Genomic DNA, 16131 nt, shown 5'->3' with positions numbered 1-16131 from the left:
TGGTAACTTCATTTAAAAGTCTTTAAAATTAACCCTTTCCTTAATTGTATTTTTTTGGTATTATTATATACGAGTCCTATTTTGTAATATAAGAACAATACCCATTGTAGAGCTGTAATACTCTTATCTCCTAATCTGTTATAGTTTTTATAACAGAACAAAAAAGTGTACACATGTTGTACACTTTTTTGTTACTTCTATAAAACATCTCTTTTTCTATTGCCATCATAGAATCCGCCACGATTGTCTGTTAATGCAATTATTTGCTCTAGTCCCTCTATATGATCACCTATAATTCGAAGTACAGCTGGAGGATGACCTATTTTTGCAAAATGTTCACTGGGACGAATACGGTTCATCTTATCAACCTCAACACGATATACACACGCAATTTCAAATCCAGAAAGAAGAGCCTTCACTTGTGCTACACAAGGTGACAATAAAGATTTATACCCAATTGCTTTCAAACACTTGTGGCTAAATGCATTAGGTACCGCAATAAGTGATCCTACCCCTAAATCCTTTCTATCACAAGCTAAATTTAGTGCATACTTAAACGCAGTTACAAGATGAAGTGGTACTCTTAGATCTAAATAATGATTTAAATCATTTAATGCGACGTCCTTTCCATCTGCAATAGCTTTTGCAAAAGGATATAGCTCCCTAGCTGGAATAACAAAATCACCATCTATAAATAACACAATTTCTCCTTTTGCAAAATAAGTTCCAAGTGAACGCCCTACATCGTTTCCAAGGGCTTCTTTATATACAATTGTCGTTGCGCCCTTGTCTTTTGCAATCGTTGCTGTTTTATCTGACGAACCATTTACGACGACGATGATTTCAAAAGGTTCAATTTTACGAAGCTCTTCTATAACGTTTCCAATTGTTTTCTCTTCATCTTGTACAGGAATAACAACCGATAGTTGCTTTCCTTTATACAAATTGGATGTAACGCCCCATCCTTGATAAAAATCTTCGAAATTTAAAGTATGATAGACGCTATTCCTTTTCCTATTTCCATCATAATATCCCCCGCGTGTATCACTGCTTACTATCCGTTCCGCAACAGCTTCTATATGATCACCTATCATTCTTCTTTCAGATTGAGAAAGGCTCGTGCCATATGCAGCATGTTCAACCGGTCGAAATTTATTCGGTGTAATAACATCAATAGCACAATGACGGCTAATTCTCCATTTACTTTGTGCTATACGTAAATGAGCTACAATAGGATTAACTAAACATTCGTATCCAATACTCTGGACGACTTCTTTCGTCAACGCATGAGGTACAGATAATAAAGAATCTATTTTTAATTCTTCACGCTCTAACATTGCATTTAATATTTGACGCCACACTGTAACAGAATGGGGTTTTTGTTTCTTTAAAAACAATGCGTCCAAATTATTTAAAACGATGTCAGTCTGATCATGTAAAATCGGATTAAGAAACAATTGTAATTTTGAAGTTGGAATAGCAAAGTCCCCATCTATAAATAGTAATACATCACCTATCGCATATTTTGCGCCAACTGCACGTCCAACATCGTTTCCTAATAGTTCTGTATGCCTGATTACTTTACATCCTAACCGATTAGCAACCTCTTCTGTACCATCATTACAACCATTTGCTATTACAATAATCTCTACTGGATTTAACGGTTTTACCGATTGAATAACGTCTGAAATTGTATCCACTTCATTACTTGCAGGAATAATAACTGATAGCGACTTAGCCATTGTTTTCTTCATGAAACCACTTAATAGTTTCTTTCAATCCTTGTTCCCACGTTACTGTCGCTTGAAATTGAACAAGCTCTCTTAACTTCGTTACGTTCGGCCTTCTATTTGGAATTTCTTCAAAGCCATGTGGATATACTTCCTCAAAAGGAACTTGTATAATTTTTGAAGAAGATTTCGTTAGTTTTTTAATTGTTTCTGCTACTTCTTTTATACTCTTTTCGTTCTCGGAACCTATATTAATAATCTCACCATTTACCTTCTCATCCATTGCTCGAATCGTTGCCTCTACCGCATCACTTACATACGTAAAGCAACGTGTCTGCTTTCCATCTCCATATACGAGAATATCTTCTCCTTGCAGGGCCGCACTGATAAATCGTGGGATTACCCCTGCATACGGACCATCTTTCGCTCTTGGACCATAAATATTAAAATAACGAACAATTGTTACCGGTAAACCTTCTAATGCGTAGCCTAAACATAATGTTTCTTCTAATGTTTTACACACTGCATAACTCCAACGTATTTTAGAAGTTGCCCCGTACAATCGGTCCCCTTCTTCTGAGAAAGGCGGTTTGCCCTTGCCATATACTTCGGAAGTAGATGCAAAAACTACTTTCTTCTTTCCTTTTAATGCTGCTTGTAAAATGTTTCTCGTTCCATCAAAATTCGTTTCAATGAGCTCTATACTTTTTTCCATTGTCGTTTTAACACCTAAAATTGCTGCTAAATGAAACACTACATCATGTTGATTTACTAACTCATAAATAGAATTTTTGTCTAAAACACTTATTGGAATAACCCGCATCTCTCTCATTAGCTCATTATGATACTTATTTTTCCCTTTATAGAAGTTATCCACAATCGTGACTTCATAACCCCTTCTCACCAACTCTTCAGCTAAATGAGATCCAATAAATCCGGCCCCACCTGTAATTAAACATTTCTTACTCATACACTCACCTTCTTTATAATTCCCCTTGTATCTATTACTCGGTTCATTCCTTTAAAAAGCTTCCAATCGATATTAGAATGATCAGTTAAAATTAAAATACAACCTGCCTCTTTAACTGTTTGTTCATCCAAGGCAACGGATTGATACACCTTATCTCCAATTTCTGCAGAAGAAATATATGAATCATGGTATTTTATCTTGTATCCTTCTTTTATTAGTAATTGAATAATTGGCAAAGCCGGTGATTCCCTCAAATCATTTACATCTTTCTTATACGCGATTCCTACAATTAAAACTAGTCCGGGTGATTGCACCATGCCCTTTACTTTCCGGACAATTTTCTCTGGCATTTCTTCATTAATTGCATGTGCCGCCTCAATTAATTGACTAATTGCCCCATTCTTTTTTATTCTCCATTGAAAATATAAAGGATCTACGGGAATACAGTGCCCCCCTATCCCTGGTCCTGGCCAATACGGAGTAAATCCAAACGGTTTTGTAGATGCCGCTTCAATAACCTCATAAAAATCAATCCCTAAACTTTCACATAGTGTGTTTAACTCATTTACTAAAGAAATGTTAACTAAGCGCTGAATATTTTCAAATAGCTTACACATCTCTGCTACTTTCGGAGAGCTAACAGGTACAACTACGTCAAAAATGCTACTATATAAATCCTGTACTTTTTGTTTGCACTTTTCTGTTTGTCCACTAATAACTTTTGGAATAGCTTGAACTGAATATTGACTATTTGCTGGATCAATTCTCTCAGGAGAATATCCGATATAGAAATCTTCTCCTACCTTTTTGCCGGCTTGAGAAATAATAGGAATAATAACTTCCTCAAGTGTGCCTGGGTATGTGGAACTTTCAAAAATGAAGGTTTGTCCTTTTTGGAGATTTTGTTGTATATAATGCGAAGCTGAAATGAGGGCACTTAAATCTGGTTCTCTTCGTTCATTAATTGGAGTTGGAACAGTAACAATAACATAATCACTATTTTGGAAATCAGTAATACCTTTATCTGGTGTATTTACTATTAATTTATTATTAGTCAATAAACTTTGTAACACTTTAGAAGAAACATCTGGAATATAACTTTCTCCTTTTATAATCGATTCTATTTTTCTAGTATCTTTATCTAATCCTAGTACGGTATATCCTCTTTCTGCAAAATGGACTGCTAAAGGAAGACCAACATACCCTAATCCAATAATAGCTACTTTACTACTAGCATTCATCTGTATTCTTTTCTTCCTTTCTCAATTGTTGAATAATGTCTCTATCGCGATCTCCATCCGTAAAACTCCCACGTTCGTCTGTATATTGTAATAGATAAGCAATCGCCTCAAGTTGATCACCGAAAATACGGTCAAATGCCGGAATACGTCCATTTACAAACCCATGTTGCTCCGGGCGTACCCGATTGGTTTTTATAACATCTACAAATTCTACTGCTGTAATAGAAAAAACCTCCAAAATAGCTTTCATTTGGGCTAATGGCGGAATAACAAGCGAGTCATATCCTATTTTCTCTATTACCCTTTTATGCATAGCATGTGGTACTGCCGTTAATGAGTTATTCCATAAATCCGGTCTTTTCGCTACTAAATTCACAAAATATTTCCCCATACTAATTGGATCTGCAGGATGAAACATATCTAATAAGCATTGTAAATCATTTAAAACCACGTCACTTCCATCTTCAACAGCTTGCAAAAATGGAGTGAGTTTTTTTGCTGGAATAACAAAATCACCATCAACGAATAAACAAATATCTGCCGTAGCATGCATGGCACCTATCGCTCGTGCTACGTTATGTCCAAGCGCCTTCGTAAATTCAACAACAATAACATTTTCTAGCTTTGCGTGTTTAACAGTCTCAAAATCTGCGCCATTCGCGACAACAATAATTTCATCTACCCCTGCTTTTTTCACTTCTTGTATAACAGATCTTATCGTCATTTTTTCTTCTGACACTGGTATAATCGCACTATATTTCGCTTTTTCCTTCTTTAATACAACGGGTTTATAGTTCCCTATAAACTCTCTATCCCTGTTTCCCTCCGAAAAACCGCCGCGTTTACCATATGTTTCGATTACGTATTGTAAAGCACGTAAATGATCACCCATAATACGGCTAGTCGCTTTCGGATAAGGAGAACCAGGTGATGTTCCCGTATGCACAGGACGAACCTTATTTGTGTGAATTACATCGACCGAAGCCGTATCAACAATATCTACTCCTCTAGACATCGCCATCGCTTGAAATAGTGCTGGATCTGCTAAATTCCACCACCCAAGTTTCTCGATAACTTTCCTGTTCATCGCATGTGGAATTGCGATTAAAGATCCAACAACAAGCTCCTTTTTATTCAAATAACGATTCAACATGAACTTTCCAACTGTCGTATAATGTGGTCTCATCTTTAAATAAACCGACCATGTTAAATTATTCACAACAATTTGATGCCCTTGTTGAATCCCTTTCACGAAACGTTGTAACTCTTTACTATCAATAACAATATCACCATCTAAAAACAAGACAATTTCACCTTTTGCTTCTCTAGCTCCAATAGCCCGTCCAACATCATTGCCAAGAGAATGTTTATAATAAATCATGTGACAATGATGTTGTAACGCTATTTTTTTCGTCCCATCTGTTGACCCATTATCTACCACGATAATTTCGTAAGGCTCGAGCTTCTCCACTTCTACTAAAACTTGCGATAAAGTACTCGCTTCATTGTGCGCTGGAATAACAACTGATACTCTCATACTTGTATCACGCTTACCCTTCCAATCGAACATAAGCAATAATAGGAGTACGCACAATTACATCTTCCGGTGGTCCATAAGAAGGAGAAGTACGCACAATTATCGCCCCATCTGTCACAGATAAAAGAATGCCTGTAACAATTTCTACAGCTGTCACAACTTGCACTAGCTCACCAACATGGTTACGTAATTCATCAGTAAATAACATATATAACTCTCCTTTCTTACACTTCTTTAATTGATATAATGCTTGTAAATGGTAATAAAACTTCAGTTCCTATTCCTTCTTGCAATGTTAAGAAATCATCACCAACTGCTACAATAACGCCTGTTAATTGTCCAACCGTCACCGTAATTTCTACGTTTTTACCTAAATACTGCTTTGCAATTTCTTTAAAAGGTGATGTATTGCATTCTTTTAAAATATTACAAATAATAGATTGAAATTGACTTGATTTTATAAATTCTTCCGTAGCTTGCTTAGAGTTTCTTTGAATAAACCTTGCAAAGTTTTGCGAAAATAAAAGTCGTTCCACAGCAGGCAATAATTTGTCATCTAAAAAATAGCCTAATTGTCTATTAAATAATCTTGATAACTTATGCCAATATTTTCCGAACAGACACATACACTTCTCCTCCTATTATTTTTAGATTACAAAATTTTACATCCATACATCTTAATGTATACAAAACAGGTATTTTTGTGATAGGTAAGGCATACATTTTCTAAAAGAAATATTTGTTTAAGGGCATAAAAAAAACTATCCAAAAGGATAGTTTCTTACACTTCAATATTCCGCAACATTGTATAAATGTCGTTATTCACTTTACCAAACGATTTAATGTTGTTTTGGATGTTAGATAATAAAACGACATACACACTTCCGCTTTTACTAAATCCATTTAAGCAATTCCATCCTGGCATTACACCGTGATTCGAATAACTTCCTGGGTCTACGTACCATCCAAATCCGTAATCTTTTTTTCCGCCTGTAAACATTTGATCATAGCTCTCTTTTGAAATTAACTTTCCAGAGAAGAGTGCTTCGTTAAATAAATATAAATCATGTGCACTCGTATATATATCACCACAACCATATAGTTGTGACATGCTCGGAATATTAGGTGTTGTCATATTGTTATTTACTATTTTATAACCCGTTGATGGGAATCTTGTTTGTTCTAATTCTGTGCCAAAACCAGAATGTTTCATACCCACGGTAGCAAAAATATGTTGTTTAATATATTCTTCGAGCGGCTGTCCACTTACCTTCTCGGCAATGTATGCAAGTATAGAGTAGTTCGAATCGGAATACTTCCACTTCTCTCCTGGACCACCAATACGCTTTTGATTTCCTATTCGCTTTATCAGTTCTTCATGAGAAATATCTTCTTTTCCCTGCTCATATTCTGGAATCCCTGATGTATGTGTTAATAGATGTTTTAGCTGAATACTATTACCTTGTGGAAAATCTGGAATATACTTCGCAACAGTATCTTCTACTTGTAATTTTTTTTGATCTTTCAACTGCATAATAGCGGTTGCTACAAACGCCTTTGAAATAGAACCAATATAAAAAGTCGTCTCTGAATTATTGGGTACTTGCTGCTCTTTATTTGCCATACCGTACCCTTTATTCAGAAGAACTTTTCCGTTCTTCACAATAACAGCTGTCCCGCTAAATCCTGCGTTTTGTAAATACTGGTCCAATTGAGCGTTTTCATTAATTTCTTGAGGTGGTCCTTCAGTAGGCTGTTCCGCAGCTTGCGCTTGCTTCACTTGTTCTTCCTGCTCTTTTTGTTTTTGTTTTTGTTCTTCTTGCTTCTTTTTTTCTTCTTCTTTCTTTTTTAGCTCTTCTTGTTTCTTCATTTCTGCTGCCGCTTTTAAAGTTTCTTCTTTCTTATTATGCTCAACAATTTTTGTATACATGAAATATACAAGTGATAATAGTAAGACGAGAATGATTGTCCTTTTTATGTATACAATCGGCCGATGTGCTTTCCCATTCGCATTATTTTTTTCCTGATCCATAATTGCTTTTTTCCCCTTACTCACCAATAATTTAATTCCTCTACTAAAGATTTATTTTAGTAGATTATGGATAATCCATTCTATATCATCCCTACTTTATCACGCACTGCAGATATTACCAACCCATATGTACAAAAAAGAAAAAGAAAATTTACAAAAGTAAGATTCCCTTTAAATTATAAAAAAAAAAAAGAGGATATCCTGTAAAAAATTGATGTTATCAATCTTTTTGGACATCCTCTTATCTCATTATTTATACGTGTTTTTTCATATCATCGGCAACAGATTCAACATTTGTACCTACGATAACTTGTACACTTGTGTCACTTAATTTCATAACGCCTTTTGCACCGGCACGTTTTAATGCTGCTTCGTTTACTTGACTAGCATCTTTTACTTGTAAGCGTAGACGTGTTGCACAGTTATCAATAACTGTTAAGTTTTCTTTTCCACCTAGAGCTGCTACGTAAGTTTCACCAATTGAACCTGCAACTGGTGCATCCACATCTTCAACTAACTCATCGTCATCTTCACGACCTGGAGTTTTTAAGTTGAACTTCTTAATTAAGAAGTAGAATACTGCAAAGTAAATTGCTGCATAAATTAAACCGATACCTGCTAATAATACAGGTTTTGTTGCAATACCAAAGTTAATAACATAATCAATAGCACCTGCGCTAAATGTGAAACCATCACGAATGCCAAGTGATGTTGTTATGAATAAAGAAAGACCTGTTAATACTGCATGCACACCATATAATACTGGTGATAAGAACATGAATGAGAATTCGATTGGCTCTGTAATACCAGTTAAGAATGAAGTTAATGCTAAACCAGCTAACATACCAGTAACTGCTTTGCGTTTTTCTGGTTTAGCAGCCGCAATCATTGCGAAACACGCTGCTGGTAAACCAAACATCATAACTGGGAAGAAACCAGTCATAAACATACCTGCTGATGGATCTTTTGCAAAGAAACGAGCAATATCACCATGAACAAGATCACCAGCTGCATTTGTAAAGTCACCAAGTACAAACCAGAAATAAGTGTTCATTACGTGATGTAAACCGATTGGAATTAATAAACGGTTTAATAATCCGAATAACCCTGCACCGATTGAACCTAGGTTTACAATACCGTGTGACACTGCATCAATACCAGTTTGGATTGTTGGCCAAATTTGACCAAATAATAATCCTAAAAGAAGCATTACAATAGACGTAATGATCGGTACGAAACGTTTTCCAGCGAAGAATCCTAACCATTCTGGTAGTTTAATCTTATGGAATTTGTTGTATAGTAATCCAGCGATAACCCCGGCAATAATACCACCGAGTATAGCCATATTTATTTTTGGTGTCAAAGCTGCTGCTTTAGAAACTTTATTCATCGTATCTGCTAATTTAGTTGGATCTACTGAACCGACTAAATCTTGAACACTTTTTAATTTATCATTTAATTCTGCTGTTGAGTAAGTAACACTTAAAGCATTAGTTGTATTCTTCATAACTAAATAACCAATTGCACCTGCAAGACCAGCTGCACCACTACCGTCAACAGATAAGCCGATTGCAACACCAATTGCAAAAATAAGTGCTAAATTATCAAAAATTGCTGCACCGGCCTGTGCCATAACAGGAATGTTTAATACGTCTTCTTGTCCTAGACGAAGCAATAATCCTGCTGCTGGTAGTACTGCGATCGGAAGCATTAAAGCTTTACCAATACGTTGTAAAAACTGCAACATTTTAATTCCCCCTAATTCAATTTATGAAATCGTTATCATTATAAGTACGCCTTAGAAAACGCTTTCTATTTACATAACCATAATAACATATAGTTGTATAGATGTGTAGTTTTTATTTTTGGATTTTTTATGGATAAATCTCCTATTTCCAAACTGTTATATAAAAGGGAAATTCTCCTTTTTTAATACAGAGGACGCGAAACGAACGACCTGCTATAGAACATGTAACTTTCGTTTTATCATTCCACTTTTTCATGTTATTATTTATTTCCGAGCATATCGGGAAAAGTAAACTTAGTTAATTCGAAATAGGAGCGTTGGTACTATGCAGTGCATTGAAACAAACAACTTACAACAGTTGTTAGAACAAGTAAAACCATATACAAAAAAAGGAAAACTTGCTACTTATATCCCCGAACTAGGAAATGCAAATCCAGACGATTTAGGGATTGCCATTTTCCATAAAGAATCAGAATATATCCATGCAGGCAACTCACAAACACTATTTACTCTTCAAAGTATTTCCAAAGTAATTACACTTGCCCTTGCCCTTTTAGACCGTGGCGAAGAATATGTATTTTCTAAAGTTGGAATGGAACCAACGGGTGACCCATTTAATTCTATTATTAAGTTAGAAACGACAAGTCCGTCCAAACCCCTTAATCCAATGATTAATGCAGGAGCATTAGCTATTACAAGCATGTTAGCAGGAAAAGATAACGAGGAAAAAACGGAGCGTATCCTTCATTTTGTACGTGAAATAACAGATAATCCTACTATTAATTATTCTTCTAAAGTTGCCAATTCAGAATTAGAGACAGCTTACTTAAATCGTTCACTTTGTTACTATATGAAACAAAACGGAATTATCGATTGTGACATCGAAGAACTTATGGATTTATACACTCGTCAATGTGCAGTTGAAGTAAACTGTATTGATTTAGCACGTATTGGCTTAATTTTTGCAATGGATGGATATGATCCATATAAAAAGAAACAGATTATCCCTAAACATATTACAAAAATTTGCAAAACATTTATGGTCACATGTGGTATGTATAACGAATCTGGTGAATTTGCAATCCGTGTTGGTATCCCTGCAAAAAGTGGTGTAGCCGGTGGCATTTTCGGCTGCGTAAAAGGTGAAATGGGAATCGGTATTTTCGGGCCAGCTTTAGATGCAAACGGAAATAGTATCGCTGGTTTTAAAATTCTTGAACTTCTTTCTGCTCAAGAAGGCTGGAGTATTTTTTAATGGAAAGTTATCCTGCTAGTATAGCGGGATTTTTTTATTTGATCTGTTATCAATATCCATACAAAAACGGTATTGAAAGTTTCTCTTTATTATGCATATTTGCTCCCCCCTCCCGAATAATATAGTACAACCTAGCGCTATATGTGGAGGTGTGAAAGATGAAACTAATATTTCAAATGGGAAAACAACCTGTTCTTGAAAAAACAATTCTTCTTTTTATATTGAGTATTGTAGAAAGCTTAAAGCTAAAAGTTGTTTCACTCGACGAAGCTCACCGATACATATTCAATTTAGAAGTACTTGAACTATTAATGGACCGGAACATCGATGATCAAGTACTTGAACTTATTCATTTCGGAATGGGACTTGAAGACATTCACCATGTGCTTCCTGAAGAACTTGAGCATACGATCGAAGAATTAAAGTGGCTTTGCATTCAAGTATTAAGTGAGTACAGTATGCATGAAGAATCCGAACAATTAATTGAAGATATACGGTAAAAAAAGCACCTATGTAGGTGCTTTTAATGTTTTTTTAAACTATTTTTATACGCCTCAATATTTACTGGTAGCTCTTCCTCTTCCAAAGTATGTTCATTTACATCTTTATGAATGAACGCACCTTTAGGTGGTTGATGATCATGCCCTTTTTTCTTATGATCAAATGCTTTCCCGCGTCCCATACAAATCCCCCTTTCTTAAAAGAAATCCGTATTAGTATGGAGAAAAGTACGTCGATATATGCAATCCCTTGCTGTATTTCCAAGGAAATACTCGAACCTTGTTTTCTACTCTCCTTACAACAACTGATCAATCCCAATAAGAATTAATAACACTCCTGCAATAACCGTCGCCCATTTCCCTAAGTATTCTGCTAAATATCGTTTTCCTACATACCCAAAACCACTTATGCAAATAAAACTAAACACCCCAGAAATAGTCGCTGTAAGCCAAAGGTTTAAATTTGTTACTCCAGCATCGAACCCACCTGCGATATTATTAATAGACAATGCAACCCCTAAAACAAGTGCTTCAGAAAAACTAATTGTTTTAGATCCATCGAAATCTGCTTTTTCTGGATCACGTAAAATTCCCATAAGTACATTATCATCTTTAGAACCTGCTGTATTTTTTTGACTCAAGAAAGGCTGGCATAAAATAAACACCCCGATTATCCCTAAAACGATTGCTCCAATCAAGTTTGCTGTAAACTCTGAAATAAATAACGCAATCCAGTTCCCAAAAAATCCCGCTAATAAAGTAAATAAAAATCCAAAGAATGCGATGATAAAATTGTTAAACCACGAAATACGAATTTTACGAATGCCATACGCAATTCCAACACCTGCATTATCTAAATTAGAAGCGATCCCGATTAAAAAAATTGAAAATAAGCCTGCCGTACTCATAAATAGTCACCCCTTTTTCTCACTTTTCAATGCATATTATGAAAATGTTGAGCAACTGTGCCTGTCTGTTTCATATACTTGTAATAAATGCTCAACATTTTTTCAACACTAAAAAAGGAGTGCCTACACTATGGCTAATGAAAACCCGAATGATCGGCTTGGTAAATTAATAAAAAAACTTTTAAAAGAACGCGCCCTATCTATGCGCCAACTAGGAATACTTACAAATATTGATCCTGCAACGGTCTCAAGAATTATTAATGGCAAACAACCGCCGAAACAAAAACATCTACAAAAATTTGCAGAATGTCTTCAAGTTCCACCCCAATTGTTATTTGATGAAATGTACCCTGATTCTCCTCACATAAATAAAGAAAAAACGGATATGTACACATCTCTTGATACCATTCAGCAAACTTTACAATCCTCTAACTTATTCGATTTCGATTACACTACAACTCGCGTAAAACAAGAACTCGAAAATTACGAACGCTATGCCCAGACAACAGAAGGCGAAAATCGTATTCGTGACAGTTTCGCAAGCAAATTAGAGCAAATTGATAGTGCTGGTCCTTTTATTGAACAATTAACAGATATGTATCAACAATTTTGCAATGAAACCATTTCAAAAGAAGAACGTGCAGTTCTTGGGAGCGCATTACTTTATTTCATTTTATCGACAGATATTATTCCCGACTATCTCTTTCCAATTGGCTATTTAGATGATGCGATTGCCGTTGAATTAGCAAAAGAGAAATTACTTGAAATGAAACGAAAGACATAGCAAAATAAAGAACTATTTCAGTTGTTTCTATTTAACTCTGAAATAGTTCACTAAAAAATAGTACAAGTATACATACCTGTACTATTTCAACATACTAATCTATTTTTTCATATGACACCATTCATATATAAATGCTGTTATTACTTTTGTAAATTCAATTAACTGCTCTACTTCTACTTTCTCATTTATTGAATGAGCTTCCTCTAATGTGCCTGGTCCGTAAATAACAGCCGGAATATGAAATTCACTAAACCAACCACCATCCGTTACCGTTGCAGACATATCTAAAATTGCGTTTTTAGAAAGAATTGATTCATGTACTGAGCTAAGCGTTTTTACAGCTGTATGTTCACTATCTATTTCTAAAGAAGGAAAAATTTCACCACGATCTACAATCATTGATTCTCCGCCCCACTTAAATTGTGGCGGATTTTCACTTAACCATGGATCGGCAGCTGCCACCTTTCCAATATACTCTTCAATTTCGTTTATTATTTGTTCATGTGTTTCATTCGGATAGAAGTGCACTGTTATCCACAATCGGCACTCATCCGCAATGAACGCCGCATGCCTTCCTCCCTCAATAACAGCTGGATTAATTGTTGTTGTTCCAGATGGATAGCCTTCATATGTTTTCATGACTGCCCAGTGGCGCTCTAATTCTTGTAAGCTTTGCACAATTTTCAGCATTTTTTCAATCGCACTCGCTCCAAATAAACGTCCTCCAGCATGGATCATTTGTCTACGCGTTGCATCATGAAACGTTTGCGGACTTTTCACTGTAATCCATCCAGTAATGACACCGCCTTGCCCTTGCATATGTAAATCACTCGTATCCACTACGACTGCAAAATCAGCATCGTAACCCCTTTTGCAGCATTGAAGTGTACCTGCTTCTCCAACTTCTTCTCCAATTACTGATTGAAAAGTTAAATCTCCAGGTAATTCAATACCAGCTTCTTGTAAAAGTTGAATGGCAAATAGCGCTCCAGCCAACCCACCTTTCATATCTGCTGCGCCACGTCCAACTAACCAGCCATCTTTTATAAATGGATTAAATGGATTTGTTTCCCACGCCTCATTTGCTGAAACTTCAGCTACATCCATATGCCCATTAATAATAAGACTTTTATATGAGTCACTTTTTATTCCTTTTTTTACTCCAACAACGTTCGGATCATTCCGATATACATCCCATTTATCAATACTAAAATTTCGTTTTCTTAAAAACTCTGCAATAAATTCTTGCGCTTCATTTGTATTTCTCGCTGGTGGTGCTGGTGTTTCAAAACGAATTAAAGTTTTTGTAAGTTCTAGTAATTCCTCTTTCCTTGAATCTATTTGTTTTAACAACTGCGAAACTTCTGGATTCATCGCTAATTCCCCTTTGCATACATAGTATGTTTCCAGCTTTATTTTCACAAAAAAAGAGACTGTTTACAATTTTACAGTCTCCTAATTAATCACTATTATAAATTCTCTACTTCCGTTGTATTTGTCTTTTCAATATGCTCCACATTACTTCCCTTATTTCTTGTAGCACGATAAAACAGTAAACAAACAATCATAAATGGAATACCACAATACAATGCCATTCTTTGTTCTGGAATAAAGGCCATGCCAACGATTACTGTTAAATTTAATACTAACGCAAGAAGTGGTACAAATGGATACAATGGTGTTTTAAATTTCAAGTCCTTAACATCCCCGCCCCGCTTCATGTATGACCTTCTAGCTAATAAATTTGATAAAGCAATAGATGCCCAAACTAGTATCGCTCCGAACCCAGCGATAGAAAGCAGCCATAAATAAACTGTATCTTCCGCATAAATACCTGATAGTAGTGAGAGACACCCTACAATTGTGCTTACGATTAATGCATAAATAGGAACACCGTTTTTAGATAACTTGCCAAAAATTGGACTAATCATTCCTTGATTAGACATAGACCATAGCATACGCGAAGTTGCATATAATCCTGAATTCGCAACGGATAGTACTGCTGTAATAATAACGAAATTTATAATATCTGCTGCATAAGGAATACCAATTTTATCAAATACAACTACGAATGGACTTTCTATTACTCCTGCTTGCTGCCAAGGGAATAGTCCAGCAAGAATAAAAATAGATAGTACAAAGAAAACAAGTATACGCCAAACTGTATTGTTAATTGCCTTCGGGATCGTTTTCTCTGGATTTTCACTCTCACCTGCTGCAATACCAACTAATTCTGTTCCTTGGAAAGAAAAATTAACTGCAATCATTGTAATTAAAATGGCTGATAATCCATTTGGAAACAATCCACCATAATCAGTAAAGCTAGAGAACATTGGCGCTGGTTCATTTCCTTTCATATCTAGAAAACCAAACATTGCTGCCCCGCCCAAAATAATAAATGCAATAATTGTAATTACTTTAATACTTGCAAACCAAAATTCCACTTCCGCAAAACTTCTTGAAGATAACGCATTAATAGCAAAGAGCAGTACTGCGAACACTACACACCAAATCCATGACGGTACATCGGGAAACCAGCGTTTCATCAAAATACTAACTGCAATTAATTCAATGCCTATCGTAGCAGACCAGTTTAACCACGACATCCATCCCACTACATAACCCGCTGCAGGGGAAATGTGCTTTGTCGCATACGTTTGATAAGACCCTGCGTCAGGCATCGCAACAGCTAATTCTCCTAAACAGAGCATCGTTAAATACATTACAAATCCACCGACAAGATACGCTACAATTGCTCCTCCAGGTCCAGCTTCATGAATCGTATAACCTGACCCTAAAAAAAGTCCTGTACCAATAACTCCACCGAGTGCAATCATAAATATGTGCCTGCTTTTCAATTCTCTTTTTAATCCTTGGTTTTGATCCATCATATAAATCCCCCTTTTCACTTTGCCAACCCATTTAATGTAAGCGTTTTTAAAATTATTCACCGTAAAAATAATGAGTTAAAAGAGCAAAATTACACGTCACTTACATTAATCACTGCCTGTTACTAAAAGGTCATCCCTTACTGTTATTAATAACTTTTGATCAGCAATAGCTTGTCCTTCTACTACTTCTAATGATTCAATATAACCACTGATCCCTATCTTAATTTCTACTTTCTGTTTATCTATTGTTTCAATTAACGCTAATTTCTCCCACTCGTATACGTAAGAACTTTCCGTAACAAATAACTTCTCTACTTTTCCATAACAAGGACTATACACACCTTCTATAACTGTCTTCACTTTATAAATTCCCCCTCTTATTAATTGACACCGCAACGTTGTATATCCTATAAAAATTCATATTCTCCCCTCTAGAGATTTCGAATATTATTTATGCAAAATACGTACCAAGTCTCTGATTCATATATTAAATGAGAGTTTCACACAAAAAAGCGTGCACAACCGCAAAATTTTTC

Annotated in this window: 16 protein-coding genes and 1 pseudogene; 3 read left to right on the top strand and 14 right to left on the bottom strand. The window is 35.6% G+C overall.

What is annotated here, in order from left to right; genetic code table 11:
• Positions 1-8: 8 nt before the first annotated feature.
• The 9 genes and pseudogenes from BCG9842_RS29135 to nagE all read right to left on the bottom strand — a co-directional run bounded on the left by BCG9842_RS29135 (position 9) and on the right by nagE (position 9257).
• Positions 9-229 (bottom strand): annotated as a pseudogene (locus BCG9842_RS29135) (hypothetical protein).
• Positions 198-1742, bottom strand: a complete 1545-nt coding sequence (locus tag BCG9842_RS02390) for a glycosyltransferase family 2 protein (RefSeq protein WP_012614731.1) — start codon at positions 1740-1742, stop codon at positions 198-200. The pseudogene BCG9842_RS29135 and the gene BCG9842_RS02390 overlap by 32 nt, the downstream one beginning before the upstream one ends.
• On the bottom strand, positions 1735-2700 hold the full coding sequence (locus tag BCG9842_RS02385) for an NAD-dependent epimerase/dehydratase family protein (RefSeq protein WP_000037052.1): 966 nt from the start codon (positions 2698-2700) through the stop codon (positions 1735-1737). Before BCG9842_RS02385 ends, BCG9842_RS02390 begins: the two co-directional genes overlap by 8 nt.
• The gene (locus BCG9842_RS02380) at positions 2697-3941 is read right to left on the bottom strand and encodes a nucleotide sugar dehydrogenase (protein WP_000994268.1); all 1245 of its coding nucleotides are present in this window, start codon (positions 3939-3941) and stop codon (positions 2697-2699) included. Before BCG9842_RS02380 ends, BCG9842_RS02385 begins: the two co-directional genes overlap by 4 nt.
• A complete protein-coding gene (locus tag BCG9842_RS02375) occupies positions 3931-5478 on the bottom strand; it encodes a glycosyltransferase family 2 protein (protein WP_012614730.1) in 1548 nt (515 codons plus the stop codon). Before BCG9842_RS02375 ends, BCG9842_RS02380 begins: the two co-directional genes overlap by 11 nt.
• A 13-nt stretch (positions 5479-5491) precedes the next feature.
• Entirely contained in the window at positions 5492-5686 is a 195-nt protein-coding gene (locus BCG9842_RS02370) for a hypothetical protein (protein ID WP_000899475.1), read from the bottom strand.
• A gap of 16 nt (positions 5687-5702) precedes the next feature.
• A complete protein-coding gene (locus tag BCG9842_RS02365) occupies positions 5703-6104 on the bottom strand; it encodes a hypothetical protein (RefSeq protein ID WP_000335512.1) in 402 nt (133 codons plus the stop codon).
• A gap of 155 nt (positions 6105-6259) precedes the next feature.
• Positions 6260-7510: a serine hydrolase domain-containing protein gene (locus tag BCG9842_RS02360; RefSeq protein ID WP_000371816.1), complete on the bottom strand. Its 1251-nt coding sequence runs from the start codon at positions 7508-7510 to the stop codon at positions 6260-6262.
• Positions 7511-7763: 253 nt separating this feature from the next.
• Complete coding sequence (gene nagE / locus BCG9842_RS02355; RefSeq protein WP_000938888.1) at positions 7764-9257, bottom strand: N-acetylglucosamine-specific PTS transporter subunit IIBC; 1494 nt, start codon at positions 9255-9257, stop codon at positions 7764-7766.
• A gap of 325 nt (positions 9258-9582) precedes the next feature.
• Here nagE and glsA point away from each other — a divergent pair, with 325 nt between their 5' ends.
• A complete protein-coding gene (gene glsA, locus BCG9842_RS02350; protein WP_001149847.1) occupies positions 9583-10512 on the top strand; it encodes a glutaminase A in 930 nt (309 codons plus the stop codon).
• Between the two features lie 158 nt (positions 10513-10670).
• On the top strand, positions 10671-11012 hold the full coding sequence (locus tag BCG9842_RS02345; protein WP_000766603.1) for a DUF3969 family protein: 342 nt from the start codon (positions 10671-10673) through the stop codon (positions 11010-11012).
• A 23-nt stretch (positions 11013-11035) separates the two neighbouring features.
• Here the strand turns inward: BCG9842_RS02345 and BCG9842_RS31155 are convergent, their stop codons facing one another.
• Both BCG9842_RS31155 and ytaF read right to left on the bottom strand, forming a co-directional pair.
• Positions 11036-11194 (bottom strand): hypothetical protein, encoded by a 159-nt coding sequence (locus tag BCG9842_RS31155; protein WP_000532409.1) that lies wholly within the window; start codon positions 11192-11194, stop codon positions 11036-11038.
• A 114-nt stretch (positions 11195-11308) separates the two neighbouring features.
• Positions 11309-11920 (bottom strand): sporulation membrane protein YtaF, encoded by a 612-nt coding sequence (ytaF, locus tag BCG9842_RS02340; RefSeq protein WP_000100730.1) that lies wholly within the window; start codon positions 11918-11920, stop codon positions 11309-11311.
• A 130-nt stretch (positions 11921-12050) separates the two neighbouring features.
• Between ytaF and BCG9842_RS02335 the strand changes: the two genes are divergently transcribed.
• The gene (locus BCG9842_RS02335; RefSeq protein ID WP_001262777.1) at positions 12051-12704 is read left to right on the top strand and encodes a DUF1232 domain-containing protein; all 654 of its coding nucleotides are present in this window, start codon (positions 12051-12053) and stop codon (positions 12702-12704) included.
• Between the two features lie 99 nt (positions 12705-12803).
• On the opposite strand, the gene BCG9842_RS02330 is transcribed toward BCG9842_RS02335, so the two are convergent.
• From BCG9842_RS02330 to BCG9842_RS02320, 3 genes are all read right to left on the bottom strand, one after another.
• On the bottom strand, positions 12804-14078 hold the full coding sequence (locus BCG9842_RS02330) for an acetylornithine deacetylase (RefSeq protein ID WP_001067753.1): 1275 nt from the start codon (positions 14076-14078) through the stop codon (positions 12804-12806).
• A 95-nt stretch (positions 14079-14173) separates the two neighbouring features.
• Positions 14174-15595, bottom strand: coding sequence for an amino acid permease (locus tag BCG9842_RS02325; protein WP_000969252.1), 1422 nt, complete (start codon positions 15593-15595; stop codon positions 14174-14176).
• A 105-nt stretch (positions 15596-15700) separates the two neighbouring features.
• Positions 15701-15955 carry a biotin/lipoyl-containing protein gene (locus BCG9842_RS02320; protein ID WP_000859489.1) on the bottom strand — a complete coding sequence of 85 codons (255 nt, stop codon included), beginning with the start codon at positions 15953-15955 and terminating at the stop codon, positions 15701-15703.
• Positions 15956-16131: the final 176 nt, after the last annotated feature.

It is taken from the genome of Bacillus cereus G9842, assembly GCF_000021305.1.
Taxonomy (GTDB): Bacteria; Bacillota; Bacilli; order Bacillales; family Bacillaceae_G; genus Bacillus_A; species Bacillus_A thuringiensis_S.
This window is presented reverse-complemented; position numbering and strand designations above follow the sequence as displayed.

Excerpts from the sequence above, each read along its gene's own strand:
- BCG9842_RS02390 (WP_012614731.1), bottom strand. The coding sequence starts at position 1,742 with ATGGCTAAGTCGCTATCAGTTATTATTCCTGCAAGTAATGAAGTGGAT.
- BCG9842_RS02385 (WP_000037052.1), bottom strand. The coding sequence starts at position 2,700 with ATGAGTAAGAAATGTTTAATTACAGGTGGGGCCGGATTTATTGGATCT.
- BCG9842_RS02380 (WP_000994268.1), bottom strand. The coding sequence starts at position 3,941 with ATGAATGCTAGTAGTAAAGTAGCTATTATTGGATTAGGGTATGTTGGT.
- BCG9842_RS02375 (WP_012614730.1), bottom strand. The coding sequence starts at position 5,478 with ATGAGAGTATCAGTTGTTATTCCAGCGCACAATGAAGCGAGTACTTTA.
- BCG9842_RS02370 (WP_000899475.1), bottom strand. The coding sequence starts at position 5,686 with ATGTTATTTACTGATGAATTACGTAACCATGTTGGTGAGCTAGTGCAA.
- BCG9842_RS02365 (WP_000335512.1), bottom strand. The coding sequence starts at position 6,104 with ATGTGTCTGTTCGGAAAATATTGGCATAAGTTATCAAGATTATTTAAT.
- BCG9842_RS02360 (WP_000371816.1), bottom strand. The coding sequence starts at position 7,510 with ATGGATCAGGAAAAAAATAATGCGAATGGGAAAGCACATCGGCCGATT.
- nagE (WP_000938888.1), bottom strand. The coding sequence starts at position 9,257 with ATGTTGCAGTTTTTACAACGTATTGGTAAAGCTTTAATGCTTCCGATC.
- glsA (WP_001149847.1), top strand. The coding sequence starts at position 9,583 with ATGCAGTGCATTGAAACAAACAACTTACAACAGTTGTTAGAACAAGTA.
- BCG9842_RS02345 (WP_000766603.1), top strand. The coding sequence starts at position 10,671 with ATGAAACTAATATTTCAAATGGGAAAACAACCTGTTCTTGAAAAAACA.
- BCG9842_RS31155 (WP_000532409.1), bottom strand. The coding sequence starts at position 11,194 with ATGGGACGCGGGAAAGCATTTGATCATAAGAAAAAAGGGCATGATCAT.
- ytaF (WP_000100730.1), bottom strand. The coding sequence starts at position 11,920 with ATGAGTACGGCAGGCTTATTTTCAATTTTTTTAATCGGGATCGCTTCT.
- BCG9842_RS02335 (WP_001262777.1), top strand. The coding sequence starts at position 12,051 with ATGGCTAATGAAAACCCGAATGATCGGCTTGGTAAATTAATAAAAAAA.
- BCG9842_RS02330 (WP_001067753.1), bottom strand. The coding sequence starts at position 14,078 with ATGAATCCAGAAGTTTCGCAGTTGTTAAAACAAATAGATTCAAGGAAA.
- BCG9842_RS02325 (WP_000969252.1), bottom strand. The coding sequence starts at position 15,595 with ATGATGGATCAAAACCAAGGATTAAAAAGAGAATTGAAAAGCAGGCAC.